The sequence below is a fragment of the Kitasatospora sp. NPDC023385 genome (assembly GCF_055664045.1).
The window spans coordinates 93,757-108,391 of record NZ_JBVOOL010000014.1 but is presented as its reverse complement, the minus strand read 5'-3'; the positions used below and the strand labels follow the sequence as shown (position 1 = coordinate 108,391).

The 14,635-nt window shown below is 72.1% G+C and carries 13 protein-coding genes; 12 read left to right on the top strand and 1 reads right to left on the bottom strand.

What is annotated here, in order from left to right; all coding sequences use genetic code 11:
* The first annotated feature begins 48 nt into the window (after window positions 1-48).
* From AC0B61_RS22515 to AC0B61_RS22495, 5 genes are all read left to right on the top strand, one after another.
* Window positions 49-1,155, top strand: coding sequence for a M24 family metallopeptidase (locus tag AC0B61_RS22515; protein ID WP_471742511.1), 1,107 nt, complete (start codon window positions 49-51; stop codon window positions 1,153-1,155).
* A gap of 80 nt (window positions 1,156-1,235) precedes the next feature.
* Window positions 1,236-1,799, top strand: a complete 564-nt coding sequence (gene efp / locus AC0B61_RS22510; RefSeq protein WP_471742510.1) for an elongation factor P — start codon at window positions 1,236-1,238, stop codon at window positions 1,797-1,799.
* Window positions 1,800-1,803: 4 nt separating this feature from the next.
* Window positions 1,804-2,241: a transcription antitermination factor NusB gene (nusB, locus tag AC0B61_RS22505; protein ID WP_471742509.1), complete on the top strand. Its 438-nt coding sequence runs from the start codon at window positions 1,804-1,806 to the stop codon at window positions 2,239-2,241.
* Between the two features lie 197 nt (window positions 2,242-2,438).
* Window positions 2,439-3,260, top strand: a complete 822-nt coding sequence (locus AC0B61_RS22500) for a thioesterase family protein (protein ID WP_471742508.1) — start codon at window positions 2,439-2,441, stop codon at window positions 3,258-3,260.
* 147 nt (window positions 3,261-3,407) lie between these two features.
* Window positions 3,408-4,334, top strand: coding sequence for a hypothetical protein (locus tag AC0B61_RS22495; protein ID WP_471742507.1), 927 nt, complete (start codon window positions 3,408-3,410; stop codon window positions 4,332-4,334).
* Between the two features lie 142 nt (window positions 4,335-4,476).
* On the opposite strand, the gene bldD is transcribed toward AC0B61_RS22495, so the two are convergent.
* Window positions 4,477-4,980, bottom strand: coding sequence for a transcriptional regulator BldD (gene bldD, locus AC0B61_RS22490; protein ID WP_030056198.1), 504 nt, complete (start codon window positions 4,978-4,980; stop codon window positions 4,477-4,479).
* 329 nt (window positions 4,981-5,309) lie between these two features.
* Between bldD and pyrR the strand changes: the two genes are divergently transcribed.
* The 7 genes from pyrR (at window position 5,310) to AC0B61_RS22455 (ending at window position 14,610) form a co-directional block, all read left to right on the top strand.
* Window positions 5,310-5,957 carry a bifunctional pyr operon transcriptional regulator/uracil phosphoribosyltransferase PyrR gene (gene pyrR / locus AC0B61_RS22485; protein ID WP_471742506.1) on the top strand — a complete coding sequence of 216 codons (648 nt, stop codon included), beginning with the start codon at window positions 5,310-5,312 and terminating at the stop codon, window positions 5,955-5,957.
* A 5-nt stretch (window positions 5,958-5,962) separates the two neighbouring features.
* Window positions 5,963-6,967 (top strand): aspartate carbamoyltransferase catalytic subunit, encoded by a 1,005-nt coding sequence (locus tag AC0B61_RS22480; RefSeq protein WP_471742505.1) that lies wholly within the window; start codon window positions 5,963-5,965, stop codon window positions 6,965-6,967.
* A complete protein-coding gene (locus AC0B61_RS22475) occupies window positions 6,964-8,268 on the top strand; it encodes a dihydroorotase (protein ID WP_471742504.1) in 1,305 nt (434 codons plus the stop codon). The genes AC0B61_RS22480 and AC0B61_RS22475 overlap by 4 nt, the downstream gene beginning before the upstream one ends.
* The gene (locus AC0B61_RS22470) at window positions 8,268-8,915 is read left to right on the top strand and encodes a PH-like domain-containing protein (protein WP_471742503.1); all 648 of its coding nucleotides are present in this window, start codon (window positions 8,268-8,270) and stop codon (window positions 8,913-8,915) included. The genes AC0B61_RS22475 and AC0B61_RS22470 overlap by 1 nt, the downstream gene beginning before the upstream one ends.
* Window positions 8,912-10,117: a glutamine-hydrolyzing carbamoyl-phosphate synthase small subunit gene (gene carA / locus AC0B61_RS22465; RefSeq protein ID WP_471742502.1), complete on the top strand. Its 1,206-nt coding sequence runs from the start codon at window positions 8,912-8,914 to the stop codon at window positions 10,115-10,117. The genes AC0B61_RS22470 and carA overlap by 4 nt, the downstream gene beginning before the upstream one ends.
* Entirely contained in the window at window positions 10,110-13,418 is a 3,309-nt protein-coding gene (gene carB, locus AC0B61_RS22460; protein WP_471742501.1) for a carbamoyl-phosphate synthase large subunit, read from the top strand. Before carA ends, carB begins: the two co-directional genes overlap by 8 nt.
* A gap of 88 nt (window positions 13,419-13,506) precedes the next feature.
* Window positions 13,507-14,610, top strand: coding sequence for a quinone-dependent dihydroorotate dehydrogenase (locus AC0B61_RS22455; protein ID WP_471742500.1), 1,104 nt, complete (start codon window positions 13,507-13,509; stop codon window positions 14,608-14,610).
* Window positions 14,611-14,635: the final 25 nt, after the last annotated feature.

Genomic DNA, 14,635 nt, shown 5'->3' with positions numbered 1-14,635 from the left:
GGGGGTGCTCGGCGGGCGGTTTGGGGTGGGGGTTCGTAGGCTCGACGCATGGCGGATGCGTACGCGGGTCGGCGGGAGCGGGTGAGGGAGCACTGCGGTGCGGCCGGGGCCGATGCGGCGCTGATCACCCGGGCGGCGAACGTGCGGTACCTGACGGGCTGCGCGCCCTGCGGGGCGACGCTGCTGCTGACCAGGGAGCGGGCGCTGCTCGCGCTGCCCGACGACCTGCCGCCGGACGACTCCGGGGAGCACCTGATCGACCCGGACGTCACGCAGCTGCCGGTCGCGGCGGGCGCGGACACCGCGCTGGCCGCCGCGGCCGCCGCCGCCGGCTTCGGGGTGGCGCGCCTGGCGGTGGAGGAGCACGACCTGACCGTCAGCCGGCACCGGGCGGTGGCGGGCATGGCCGAGCGGGCCCGGCTGGCCGACCTCGGCCAGGTGGTCGAGCGGCTGCGGGTGGTCAAGGACGAGCACGAGATCGCGGACCTGCGGATCGCCGCCGAGATCGCCGACCAGGCGCTCGGCGAACTGCTGGAGTCGATCCTGGTCGGCCGAACCGAACGGCACCTGGCGATGGAGCTGGAGCGCCGGATGATCGACCACGGCGCCGACCGGGCCGCCTTCCCGGTGTCGGTCGGCGCCGGCAGCCACTCCGGCCAGGCCGCGCACCAGCCGACCGACCGGCGAGTGGAGGAGGGGGACTTCCTGACCGTGGTGATGGGCGCCCAGTACCGCGGCTACGGCGTCTCCACCGCCCGGACCTTCGTGATCGGCGCGGCCCCCGCACCCTGGCAGGTGGACCTGCACCGGCTGGTCTTCCGCGCCCAGCGGGCCGGCCGGGAGGCGCTCGGTCCCGGCGTGGAGCAGTGCGTACCCGACCGGGCCGTCCGGCAGGTCCTGGAGGCCGCGGGCCACACCGAGGCCTCCCCGCACCCGGTGGGCCACGGCATCGGGCTGGAGATCCGGGAGGCGCCGCGCCTCGGTCCGTCGGACATGGGTAAACTGGACAGCCGCGTGCCGGTCACCGTCGGCCCAGGAGTCCACCTCCCGGGCAGGGGCGGTGTCCGGATCGAGGACACGCTCGTCGTCCGCCCTCTGGAAGAGGGCGGTCCCGAGCTGCTCACCATCACCACCAAGGAGCTCCTCGCCCTGTGACCGCGGCCGCCAGACGGCCGTCGGCGGCAGGACGCGACCCCTTGGTTCCTTGACAGCTATATCCAGGAGTAAGTGCGCCCGTGGCTTCCACGAACGATCTCAAGAACGGCATGGTCCTCAAGCTGGAGGGCGGCAAGCTCTGGTCCGTGGTCGAGTTCCAGCACGTGAAGCCCGGCAAGGGCCCGGCCTTCGTGCGGACCAAGCTCAAGGAGGTCCTGTCCGGCAAGGTCGTCGACAAGACCTTCAACGCGGGCACCAAGGTCGAGACCGCCAACGTCGACAAGCGGGGCATGCAGTTCTCGTACAAGGACGGCGAGAACTTCGTGTTCATGGACATGGACACCTACGACCAGCTGACCATCGAGCCGGCCGTCGTCGGCGACGCCGCCAAGTACCTGCTGGAGGGCTTCGAGGCCGTCGTCGCCACCAACGAGGGCGCGGTGCTGTACATCGAGCTCCCGGCCGCGGTCGAGCTGACCATCGCCGAGACCGAGCCGGGCGTCCAGGGCGACCGCTCGACCGGTGGCACCAAGCCGGCCACCCTGGAGACCGGCGCCGAGATCCAGGTGCCGCTCTTCGTCACCACCGGTGAGAAGGTCAAGGTCGACACCCGCGACGGCAGCTACCTCGGCCGGGTGAAGTAAGTCCGTGTCGGCCGCACGCAGCAAGGCCCGTACCAGGGCCTTCCAGATCCTCTTCGAGGCCGACCACCGCGGGGTCGACCCGCAGCGGGTCCTCGCGGACTGGGTGGCCCGCGCCCGGGAGCCGAAGCCCGACGAGGGCACCCCGCAGGTCGGCGAGTACACGATGGAGCTGATCGAGGGGTACGTCCAGCACGCCCGTCGCATCGACGACCTGATCTCGCAGTACGCGGTGGGTTGGACGCTCGACCGGATGCCGATCGTGGACCGCAACGTCCTGCGGCTCGGCGCGTACGAGCTGATCTGGGAGGACCGCGTCCCGGACGCGGTCGTCCTGGACGAGGCCGTCGAGATCGCCAAGGAGTTCTCCACGGACGACTCCCCGGCCTTCGTCAACGGCATGCTCGCCCGCTTCATGGAGCTGAAGCCGAGCATCCGCCGGTAGCCGGCCGTGCCTCGCGGACGGCCGCCGGACCCCGACGTCGGGGTCCGGCGGCCGTTCTGCGTTTCCGGCTCCGTTCCTGGTTCGCGGCCCGGTCCGGCGTTCCCCGGCCGTCGCGCGTTTCACCCGCGCGGCGTAGGGTGGGGCCCTACTCGTCAGTAACTTGACGTCCGGAACCAGGCGTGAAGGGCAGGTCCCCCATGACCACCGTGATCCGCAGCGAGTTCGACCAGGGCATCGCCCTGACCAGACACCCCGAGGAGCCCGGCCGCTACGAGGCCGAACTCGGCGAGGGCTGGCAGATCGGCGGCGGGGTCAACGGCGGGCTGCTGCTGGCCGTCGCCGGACACGCGCTGTCGCTGGAGCACGACACGCACCCCGATCCGGTGTCGATCAGCGGTTACTACCTGTCCGCCTCCACCCCCGGCCCGGCCACCGTCCGCACCGAGGTGCTGCGCAGCGGCCGCGGGCTCTCCACCGGCACCGCCTCGCTCAGTCAGGACGGCGTCGAACGGCTGCGCGTGATCGCCAGCCACGGCGACCTCTCCCGCGCCGACGGCGAGGTGCGCACCAGCGCGCAGCCGCCGCGGCTGCCGCCGCCGGACCAGTGCATCGGCGTGGAGCACGCGCCCAAGGAACTGATCGCCCAGGCCGCCCTGCTGGAGCGCTTCGACCTGCGGCTGGACCCGGCCACCGTCGGCTGGGCGCTCGGGCAGCCCTCCGGCAACGGGCGGATCCAGGGCTGGTTCCGGCTCGCCGACGGCCGCGAGCCCGACCCGCTGCTGCTCCTGCTGGTCGCCGACGCACTGCCGCCGGTCACCTTCGACCTCGGCATGCCGGGCTGGGCCCCGACCGTCGAACTGACCGTCCACCTGCGCGCCAAGCCCGCCCCGGGCTGGCTGCGCGTCACCCACGCGACCCGCAACCTGGCCGGCGGTTACTTCGAGGAGGACGCCGAGGTCTGGGACGAGTCCGGCCGCCTGGTCGCGCAGTCCCGCCAGCTGGCCCGGGTGCCTCGGTAGGTCCGCCGCCGGTGCTATTACCGGTGGTTACGTTCCTGTGACACGCCGTACGTGTGCGGCGCGCGCGGCTGGGGAGAAAGACGGTCAGCGGCGACCCGCCGCCGACCGTCACCGCCGACGGCCGCCCGCCGAAGCCAGGAGCCACCGATGACTCGAAATGGCCGCGCCCGCCGCAACTCCGACTGCACCGCCGGCGGTTCGCGGCCCGTGGTCCGGGCGCCGCACCGGCCGCAGCGGGCCGAGGGCGCCGAGGGTGCCGACCAGGCGTTCGTCATCGGGGTGCTGGCCGGCGCCGCCGACTTCGCGCGGGCCCGGGTCTGGGGGATCTCCGACGCCCCCGACTACGAGCGCTACCTGGCCGAGACGGCAGAGTTGCTGGCCGACGCGCTGGAGCGGTTCGACAGCGTCCGGGCCCGGGTGTTCCACCCGCAGGACTTCGCGGAGTTCTGCCTGCTGCACGGGCTCGACCCGGCCGAGCCGGCTTCCCGCGACCGCTACCTGGTCAACCCGCCGCTGCAGGCCCAACTGCTCGCCTACCAGGGCGAGGAGCTGGCCGGGGACTTCGTCCCGCGCCTGATGCGGGCCCGCGAGAACGGCCTGACGCTCTGCCACGTCGACCTGCTGCTCGACGGCGGCCTGTACGGGGGCGCGGACGAGCAGGACGAGGAGCACACCCGCTGGGTGCGCGCCGCCTACCAGCGCGGCGGCGAGGTGTTCCGGCGGATGCTGGTCGGCGCGGGCGCCGGCGTGTACGAGCTGCGCCTGCGGGTGGACGCGCCCGGCGGGCCGCTGACCGCGGCGGCGCGGGTGCTGCAGTGGGAGGACGGCGTGGTGCGGATCAACGACGAGGACCTGGAGCTGGTCTGCGCGGTGCTGTGCGCCGGGCTGGCGCTGGAGCTGCCGGGCGTCGCGGTGCTGCACGGCTCGCAGGGCTCGGCCGCCTCCTGCGGGGAGTACCTGCCGGCCTCCTGGGCCTGGTCGAGCGGTGGCCAGGACTGGGCGCCGGCGGCGCGGCCGGTCCGGCTGGACGGGGTGGCGGCCCAGCCCGGCTACAGCCTGGGCACGGTCTGCTGACACCCCGGCGGGCGTCCCGGACACACCGCGGCGCGGCCCCCGGGACCGGGGTGCCGCGCCGTGACGTTTCTGCGTGCCGGCACCGGCGAAGCGAGTGCCGGCGCCTGTAAGGATCCGCTGGCGGGAGCCGGTGCGGTGAGCCTCAGCTCGCGTCCTCCTCGCGCACCGCACGGCGCGCGTCGGGGTTCAGCACGCCCCAGGAGATCAGCTGCTCGGTGAGGATCGACGGCGACTGGTCGTAGATGACGGCCAGGGTGCGCAGGTCGTCCTGGCGGATCGACAGCACCTTGCCGTTGTAGTCGCCGCGCTGGCTCTGGATGGTCGCCGCGTAGCGCTGCAGCGGGCCGGCCTTCTCGGACGGGACCTGGGTCAGTCTCTCCAGGTCGAGGACCAGGCGCGGCGGCGGCTCGGCCGCGCCACCGGGGGTGCCGCCGGGCAGCAGCTCCTGCACCGGGACGCCGTAGAACTCCGCCAGCTCGGCCAGCCGCTGCACGGTGACCGCACGGTCGCCGCGCTCGTACGAGCCGACGACGACTGCCTTCCAGCGCCCCTGGGACTTCTCCTCGACACCGTGCAGGGAGAGACCCTGCTGAGTGCGGATCGCTCGGAGCTTGCCTCCGAGTTGCTTCGCGTAGTCGCTGGACATTGATCTCCCCGGACGAGATTGCTTCGCGTTCAGTGGTGGGTCACGGGCGTTGCCGCCGCCGTTACCGGTGGGTTCGACGTGCGTCTCGTAACTCACTGTGAGGTTACGTAGAGTAAGGTAGTTGCGTCAAGCCGAATGGGGCAGTCGTGCGAATGGCCCGCATCGTCGGCGCGTCCGGGGTGTTAACCCCGGGAAGCGGAATGGTGGACTTCTGTTTGCCGCCCAGCGCACTGCTAGGATGGCCCGAAGCCCACGCCGACTCGGCGGGGGCCGTCCCAGACATCCTTTAAGGCCCGTCCAGTGAGGCGGGGAAGGAGGTCCGCTTCGGCATGACCGCACACCAGGAACAGACTCCGCGACCGCCGCACCAGGTGCTGGACGGCACGGACATCGCCCGGGTCGTCACCCGGATAGCGCACGAGATCGTCGAGCGCGCCAAGGGCGCGGAGGACGTCGTGCTGCTCGGCATCCACACCAGGGGCGTCCACCTCGCCCGCCGCCTGCACGCCAGGCTGGCGCAGATCACCGGGCGCGAGATCCCGCTGGGCACCCTGGACATCACCATGTACCGGGACGACCTGCGGCTGAAGCCCGCCCGCGCCCTGGAGCACACCGAGATCCCGCCCGGCGGCATCGACGGCAAGCTCGTCGTGCTCGTCGACGACGTGCTCTTCTCCGGCCGCACCATCCGCGCCGCACTCGACGCGCTGAACGACATCGGCCGCCCCCGCGCCGTCCAGCTCGCCGTCCTCGTCGACCGCGGCCACCGCGAGCTGCCGATCCGCGCCGATTACGTGGGCAAGAACCTCCCCACCTCGCTGCGCGAGGCCGTGCAGGTGCGCCTGTCCGACAGCGACGGCGTGGACGCCGTGCTGGTCGGTGACCGGGACCACGCCGCCGCGTCGCGACCTGCGCGCACTGAACAGGGCACGCAGGCCACCGCCGCCAAGCCCACCGAATCGCACCTCCCGGAGTAGCCCGCGTGAAGCGCCACCTCGTCTCCGCCGCCGATCTCAGCCGCGACGACGCGCTGCTGATCCTGGACACCGCCGAGGAGCTGGCCCAGCTCTCCGGCCGGGCCGTCAAGAAGCTGCCCACGCTGCGCGGCCGCACCGTCGTCAACCTCTTCTTCGAGGACTCCACCCGGACCAAGACCTCCTTCGAGGTCGCCGAGAAGCGCCTCTCGGCCGACGTCATCAACTTCTCCGCCAAGGGCTCCTCGGTCTCCAAGGGCGAGAGCCTCAAGGACACCGCGCTGACCCTGCAGGCCATGGGGGCCGACGCGGTGGTCATCCGCCACCACGCCTCCGGCGCGCCAGCCCGGCTGGCCCAGTCCGACTGGCTGCACGGCAGTGTGATCAACGCCGGTGACGGCACCCACGAGCACCCCACCCAGGCGCTGCTCGACGCCTTCACCATGCGTCGCCACCTCAACCCGGGAGCGCCGGCCGGCGCCCTCCGGCAGGGGCTGGCGGGCCGCCGGGTGACGATCGTCGGCGACGTCCTGCACAGCCGGGTCGCCCGCTCCAACGTGCACCTGCTGACCACCCTCGGTGCGCAGGTCACCTTCGTCGCCCCGCCGACGCTGCTGCCGATCGGCATCGAGAACTGGCCCTGCGAGATCAGCTACGACCTGGACAGCGTGCTGCCCAAGACGGACGCGCTGATGATGCTGCGGGTGCAGCGCGAGCGGATGAACGCCGCGTTCTTCCCGACCGAGCGCGAGTACAGCCGCCGCTACGGCATGAACGGCCTCCGGATGACCCAGCTGCCGGAGCACGCCATCGTGATGCACCCCGGCCCGATGGTCCGGGGCATGGAGATCACCGCCGAGGTCGCCGACTCGCCGCGCTGCACCGCGGTCGAGCAGGTCGCCAACGGCGTCTCCGTCCGGATGGCCGTCCTCTACCTGCTGCTCGGCGGGGCCGTCTTCGCCGACGGGCCCACCGACTCCCCCCGCACCGACTCCGTGGAGACCGCTCAGTGACCAGCTACCTGATCCGCAACGCTCAGATCCTGGGCGGCGCCCCGCAGGACCTCCTCCTCGCCGACGGCGTGATCAAGGAGATCGGCACCGGCCTGGCGGCCGAGGCGGACATCGAGATCGACGCCACCGGGCTGATCGCCCTGCCCGGCCTGGTCGACCTGCACACCCACCTGCGCGAGCCCGGCCGCGAGGACGCCGAGACCGTGCTCACCGGCACCCGCGCCGCCGCGATGGGCGGCTTCACCGCCGTCCACGCGATGGCCAACACCACCCCGGTGGCCGACACCGCCGGCGTGGTCGAGCAGGTTTGGCGGCTCGGCCAGGAGGCCGGCTACTGCGACGTGCAGCCGGTCGGCGCCGTCACCGTCGGCCTGGAGGGCAAGAAGCTCGCCGAGCTCGGCGCGATGCACGAGTCCGCCGCGAACGTCCGGGTCTTCTCCGACGACGGCAAGTGCGTGGACGACGCGGTGCTGATGCGCCGCGCCCTGGAGTACGTCAAGGCCTTCGACGGCGTCGTCGCCCAGCACGCCCAGGAGCCGCGGCTCACCGAGGGCGCCCAGATGAACGAGGGCCAGGTCTCCGGCGAGCTCGGGCTCGGCGGCTGGCCGGCCGTCGCCGAGGAGGCGATCATCGCCCGCGACGTGCTGCTCGCCGCGCACGTCGGCTCCCGGCTGCACGTCTGCCACCTCTCCACGGCCGGCTCCGTGGAGATCGTCCGCTGGGCCAAGGCCAAGGGGTGGGACGTCACCGCCGAGGTGACCCCGCACCACCTGCTGCTCACCGACGAGCTCGTCCGCTCCTACGACCCGGTGTACAAGGTGAACCCGCCGCTGCGCACCGCCGAGGACGTCCAGGCGCTGCGCAAGGCGCTGGCCGACGGCACCATCGACGCCGTCGCCACCGACCACGCGCCGCACCCGGCCGAGGACAAGGACTGCGAGTGGGCCGTGGCCGCGATGGGCATGGTCGGCCTGGAGACCGCGCTGTCCGTCGTGCAGCAGACCATGGTCGACACCGGCCTGCTGAACTGGGAGGGCGTCGCCGACCGGATGTCCCACCGCCCGGCCCGGATCGGCCGCCTCACCGGGCACGGCCGGCCGATCTCGGTGGGTGAGCCCGCCAACCTGGTGCTCTTCGATCCCGCGTACCGTGGAGCCGTGAACCCGGACAGCTTCGCCACCCGCAGCCGCAACACCCCCTACAAGGGCCTGGACCTGCCGGGACGGGTGCACGCCACCTTCCTGCGCGGGCGCGCCACCGTGCTGGCCGGCGAGCCGGCCGAGCAGGACGGCTCGGTGTGATGCACTACGCCACACTCGCCAAGGAGCAGGCGAAGGTCACCAACTGGCCCGGGTACATCGGCTGGTCCGTCGGCCTGCTGATCGTGATCGGCCTCGTGTACTGGCTGATGCGCCAGGGGTGGAACTGGCGCCGCACCCTGCAGTCCGGCATCCCGCCGCTGCCCGCGGTGCCGGCCGGTGCCGGGCGCGCCATCCTGGAGACCAGCGGCCGGTACCACGGCACGACCACCGCCGGGAACTGGCTCGACCGGGTCGTCGCGCACGGCCTGGGCACCCGCAGCCGGGCCGACCTCACCCTCGGCGAGGACGGCCTGCTCGTCCGGCGCCCCGGTGACGTCGACCTCTGGATCCCGGCCGCGCACCTCACCGGGGCCCGCACGGACTCCGGGATCGCCGGCAAGGTCGTCCCGTCCGGACTGCTCGTCGTCACCTGGACCCTGCCCCAGCCCTCGGCCGGGGGGACCGCCACGGACGCCATCGAGCTGGACTCCGGCTTCCGGGCCGACCACCCCGACGAGCACGCCGCCTGGGTCGAGGCGATCGCCAACCTTGCCACCCGCACGCAGACGCAGCAGCCGCCGCAGGCGCCGCAGACGAAGATGACGAAGATGACGAAGACGAAGATGACGGAAGAGGCCGCTCGATGACCGCACCTGCCCCCACCACGCAGCGCCAACGGCGGGAGCGCGCGTTTCCGGATCGTGCTGCCGCCGTGCTCGTCCTGGAGGACGGCCGGACCTTCCGCGGCCAGGCCTACGGCGCGACCGGCGAGACCTTCGGCGAGGCCGTCTTCAACACCGGCATGTCCGGCTACCAGGAGACCCTGACCGACCCGTCGTACCACCGCCAGGTGGTCGTGATGACCGCCCCGCAGATCGGCAACACCGGCTGGAACGACGAGGACGACGAGTCCAAGCAGATCTGGGTCGCCGGCTACGTCGTGCGCGACCCCGCCCGGGTCTCCTCCAACTGGCGCTCCCGCCGCTCGCTCGACGAGGAACTGGTCCGCCAGGGCGTCGTCGGCATCAGCGGCATCGACACCCGCGCGCTGACCCGCCACCTGCGCGAGCGCGGCGCGATGCGCTGCGGCATCTTCTCCGGCGAGGCCCTGGCCGACCCGGCCGCCCTGCTCGCCCGGGTGCAGCAGTCACCCGAGATGAAGGGCGCCGACCTGTGCGCCGAGGTCGCCACCACCGAGCCGTACGTGGTGCCCGCCATCGGTGAGAAGAAGTTCACCGTCGTCGCGCTGGACCTCGGCATCAAGGCGATGACCCCGCAGCGGATGGCCGAGCGCGGCATCGAGGTGCACGTGCTGCCCGCCAACGCCACGCTGGAGGACGTCTACGCGGTCGAGCCGGACGGCGTCTTCTTCTCCAACGGCCCGGGCGACCCGGCCACCGCCGACCACCAGGTCGCCGTCGCGCAGGGCGTGCTGGAGCGCAGGACCCCGTTCTTCGGGATCTGCTTCGGCAACCAGATCCTCGGCCGCGCGCTGGGCTTCGGCACCTACAAGCTCAAGTACGGCCACCGCGGCATCAACCAGCCGGTGCAGGACCGCACCACCGGCAAGGTCGAGGTGACCGCCCACAACCACGGCTTCGCCGTGAACGCGCCGCTGGACAAGGTGAGCGACACCCCGTACGGGCGGGTCGAGGTCTCCCACGTCTGCCTGAACGACGACGTGGTCGAGGGCCTGCAGGCGCTCGACGTCCCCGCCTTCAGCGTGCAGTACCACCCCGAAGCCGCGGCAGGCCCGCACGACGCGGCCTACCTCTTCGACCGGTTCGTCGAGCTCATGCGGGGCGACGACAAGCAGAGCGTGAAGCTCATGGAGGGCCAGCGTGCCTAAGCGCACTGACATCAAGTCCGTCCTGGTGATCGGCTCCGGTCCGATCGTGATCGGCCAGGCCGCCGAGTTCGACTACTCGGGTACGCAGGCCTGCCGGGTCCTCAAGGCCGAGGGCCTGCGGGTGATCCTGGTCAACTCCAACCCGGCCACGATCATGACCGACCCGGAGATCGCCGACGCCACCTACGTCGAGCCGATCACCCCGGAGTTCGTCGAGAAGATCATCGCCAAGGAGCGCCCCGACGCGCTGCTGCCGACCCTGGGCGGGCAGACCGCGCTCAACACCGCGATCTCCCTGCACGCCGCCGGCACGCTGGACAAGTACGGCGTCGAACTGATCGGCGCCGACGTCGAGGCGATCAACAAGGGCGAGGACCGCGAGCTCTTCAAGGGCGTCGTCGAGGCCGTCCACGCCAAGATCGGCCACGGCGAGTCCGCCCGCTCGGTCATCTGCCACACCATGGACGAGGTGCTGGCCGGCGTCGACACGCTCGGCGGCTACCCGGTCGTCGTCCGTCCCTCCTTCACCATGGGCGGCGCCGGCTCCGGCTTCGCCCACGACGAGGAGGACCTGCGCCGCATCGCCGGCCAGGGCCTGACCCTCTCGCCGACCACCGAGGTGCTCCTGGAGGAGTCCATCCTCGGCTGGAAGGAGTACGAGCTGGAGCTGATGCGCGACAAGCAGGACAACGTCGTGGTCGTCTGCTCCATCGAGAACTTCGACCCGATGGGCGTGCACACCGGTGACTCGATCACCGTCGCCCCGGCGATGACCCTCACCGACCGCGAGTACCAGACCCTGCGCGACATCGGCATCGCCGTCATCCGCGAGGTCGGCGTCGACACCGGCGGCTGCAACATCCAGTTCGCCGTCAACCCCGACGACGGCCGGGTCATCGTCATCGAGATGAACCCGCGGGTGTCCCGCTCCTCGGCGCTCGCCTCCAAGGCCACCGGCTTCCCGATCGCCAAGATCGCCGCCAAGCTGGCCGTCGGCTACACCCTGGACGAGATCCCCAACGACATCACCGAGGAGACCCCGGCCTCCTTCGAGCCCACCCTCGACTACGTCGTGGTCAAGGTGCCGCGCTTCGCGTTCGAGAAGTTCCCGAGCGCCGACGCCACGCTGACCACCACCATGAAGTCGGTCGGCGAGGCCATGGCCCTCGGCCGCAACTTCCCCGAGGCGCTGCAGAAGGCCCTGCGCTCGCTGGAGAAGAAGGGCTCCCAGTTCTCCTGGACCAGCCCGGTCGGCGGGAAGGCCGAGCTGCTGGCCAAGGCGGGCGTGCCCACCGACGGCCGGATCAACACCGTGATGGACGCGATCCGGGCCGGCGCCACCCCGGAGGAGGTGTTCGAGGCCACCAAGATCGACCCGTGGTTCGTCGACCAGCTCTTCCTGCTGGACGAGATCGCCACCGAGCTGGCCGAGGCCGCCGAGCTCACCCCGGAACTGCTGCGCCACGCCAAGCGGCACGGCTTCTCCGACCAGCAGATCGGCGAGATCCGCGGCCTGAAGCCGGACGTCGTCCGCGAGGTGCGCCACGCCCTCGGCATCCGCCCGGTGTTCAAGACCGTCGACACCTGCGCCGCCGAGTTCGCCGCCAAGACCCCGTACTTCTACTCGTCCTACGACGAGGAGAACGAGGTCGCCCCGCGCACCAAGCCCGCCGTGATCATCCTGGGCTCCGGCCCGAACCGCATCGGCCAGGGCATCGAGTTCGACTACTCCTGCGTGCACGCCTCCTTCGCGCTCGCCGAGGCCGGGTACGAGACCGTCATGGTCAACTGCAACCCGGAGACCGTCTCCACCGACTACGACACCTCCGACCGGCTCTACTTCGAGCCGCTCACCCTGGAGGACGCGCTGGAGATCGTCCACGCCGAGCAGCAGGCCGGACCGCTCGCCGGCGTGATCGTCCAGCTCGGCGGCCAGACCCCGCTCGGCCTGGCCCAGGCGCTCAAGGACAACGGCGTGCCGATCGTCGGCACCCAGCCCGAGGCGATCGACCTCGCCGAGGAGCGCGGCGCCTTCGGCCGCGTCCTGCGCGACGCCGGCCTGCCCGCGCCCAAGCACGGCACCGCGTTCTCCTTCGACGAGGCCAAGGCCATCGCGGACGAGATCGGCTACCCCGTCCTCGCCCGCCCGTCCTACGTGCTCGGCGGCCGCGGCATGGAGATCGTCTACGACGAGGTCTCGCTCGCCTCCTACCTGGAGCGGCACGCCGGCCTGATCTCCGAGCACCCGGTGCTCATCGACCGCTTCCTGGACGACGCGGTGGAGATCGACGTCGACGCGCTCTACGACGGCACCGAGCTCTACCTCGGCGGCGTCATGGAGCACATCGAGGAAGCCGGCATCCACTCCGGCGACTCCGCCTGCGCGCTGCCCCCGATCACCCTCGGCGGCCACGACATCAAGCGCCTGCGCGCCTCCACCGAGGCCATCGCGCGCGGTGTCGGCGTCCGCGGTCTGATCAACATCCAGTTCGCCCTCTCCGGCGACATCCTCTACGTCCTGGAAGCCAACCCGCGCGCCTCCCGGACCGTCCCGTTCACCTCCAAGGCGACCGCGGTGCCGCTGGCCAAGGCCGCCGCCCGGGTCTCCCTCGGCGCGACCATCGCCGAACTGCGCGCCGAGGGCCTGCTCCCGGCCGAGGGCGACGGCGGCACGCTGCCCGCCGACGCGCCGATCGCGGTCAAGGAGGCCGTGATGCCGTGGAGCCGCTTCCGCGACGTGCACGGCCGCGGCGTGGACACCGTGCTCGGCCCGGAGATGCGCTCGACCGGTGAGGTCATGGGCATCGACAAGGTCTTCGGCACCGCGTACGCCAAGGCCCAGGCCGGCGCCTACGGCGCGCTGCCGACCAAGGGCAAGGTCTTCGTCTCGGTCGCCAACCGCGACAAGCGCAACCTGGTCTTCCCGGCCCGCGCGCTGGTCAGCCTCGGCTTCGAGGTGCTCGCCACCGCCGGCACCGCCGAGGTGCTGCAGCGCGGCGGCATCCCGTCCACGCTGGTGCGCAAGCACAGCGAGGGCGAGGGCCCGAACGGCGAGAAGACCATCGTCCAGCTGATCCACGACGGTGAGGTCGACCTCATCATCAACACGCCGTACGGCACCGGTGGCCGCCTCGACGGCTACGAGATCCGCACCGCGGCCGTGGCCCGCGCGGTGCCCTGCCTGACCACCGTCCAGGCGATGGGCGCGGCCGTCCAGGGCATCGACCGGCTGCTGCGCGACGAGGTCGGAGTGATGTCGCTCCAGGAGCACGCCGAGCTGATCAACGCCGGCCGCAAGTAGCACCACCGCAGTGGGGGGCACCGAAGCCAGTCGGGTGCCCCCCACTCCTGTGTCCGAATCCGCTCGCCGCTCCGGGAGTTGACCCCCCTTGTACAAGCTTCTGTTCGACCTGGTCTTCAAGAAGATGGACCCCGAGAAGGCCCACCACCTGGCCTTCTTCTGGATCCGGCTCGCCTCCTCGGTGCCCGGCCTGCGCACCCTGGTCCGGCTGGTGCTCGCCCCGCGCGACCGGGCCCTGCGCACCACCGCCCTCGGCCTCGACCTGCCCGGCCCGTTCGGCCTCGCGGCCGGCTTCGACAAGAACGGCGTCGGCATCGACGGCCTGGCCATGCTCGGCTTCGACCACGTCGAGATCGGCACCATCACCGGCGAACCCCAGCCCGGCAACCCCGCACCCCGGCTGTTCCGCCTGGTCGAGGACCGCGCGCTGATCAACCGGATGGGCTTCAACAACCAGGGCTCGGCCCGGGTCGCCGCCCGGCTGGCCGCCCGCCCGCACACCAGCTCCACCCCGGTGATCGGCGTCAACATCGGCAAGACCAAGGTGGTCGAGGAGGCCGACGCCGTCGCCGACTACGTCAAGTCCACCGAGCGGCTGGCGAAGTACGCCGACTACCTGGTGGTCAACGTCAGCTCGCCGAACACCCCCGGGCTGCGCAACCTGCAGGCCGTGGACCACCTGCGGCCGCTGCTCGCCGCCGTCCGCGAGGCCGCCGACCGCACCACCGCGCACCACGTGCCGCTGCTCGTCAAGATCGCCCCCGACCTGGCCGACGAGGACGTCGACGCGGTCGCCGACCTCGCCCTGGAGCTCGGCCTGGACGGCATCATCGCCACCAACACCACCATCGGCCGCGAGGGCCTGCGCACCGACGCCGGGCGGGTCGAGGAGATCGGCATGGGCGGCCTATCCGGCGCCCCGCTCAAGGCCCGCGCCCTGGAGGTCCTGCAGCGGCTGCGTGCCCGTACCGACGGCCGGCTGACCCTGGTCTCGGTCGGCGGCATCGAGACCGCCGAGGACGCCTGGCAGCGGATCATCCACGGCGCCGACCTGGTCCAGGGCTACAGCGCCTTCATCTACGAGGGCCCCTTCTGGTGCCGACGGATCCACCAGGGCCTGTCGGCCCGGCTCCGGGCCGCGGGCTACCGCGACCTGGCGGCGGCCGTCGGCAGCGCCACGCGCGACTCGTGACCACCGCGGCCACCGGAACGACCCG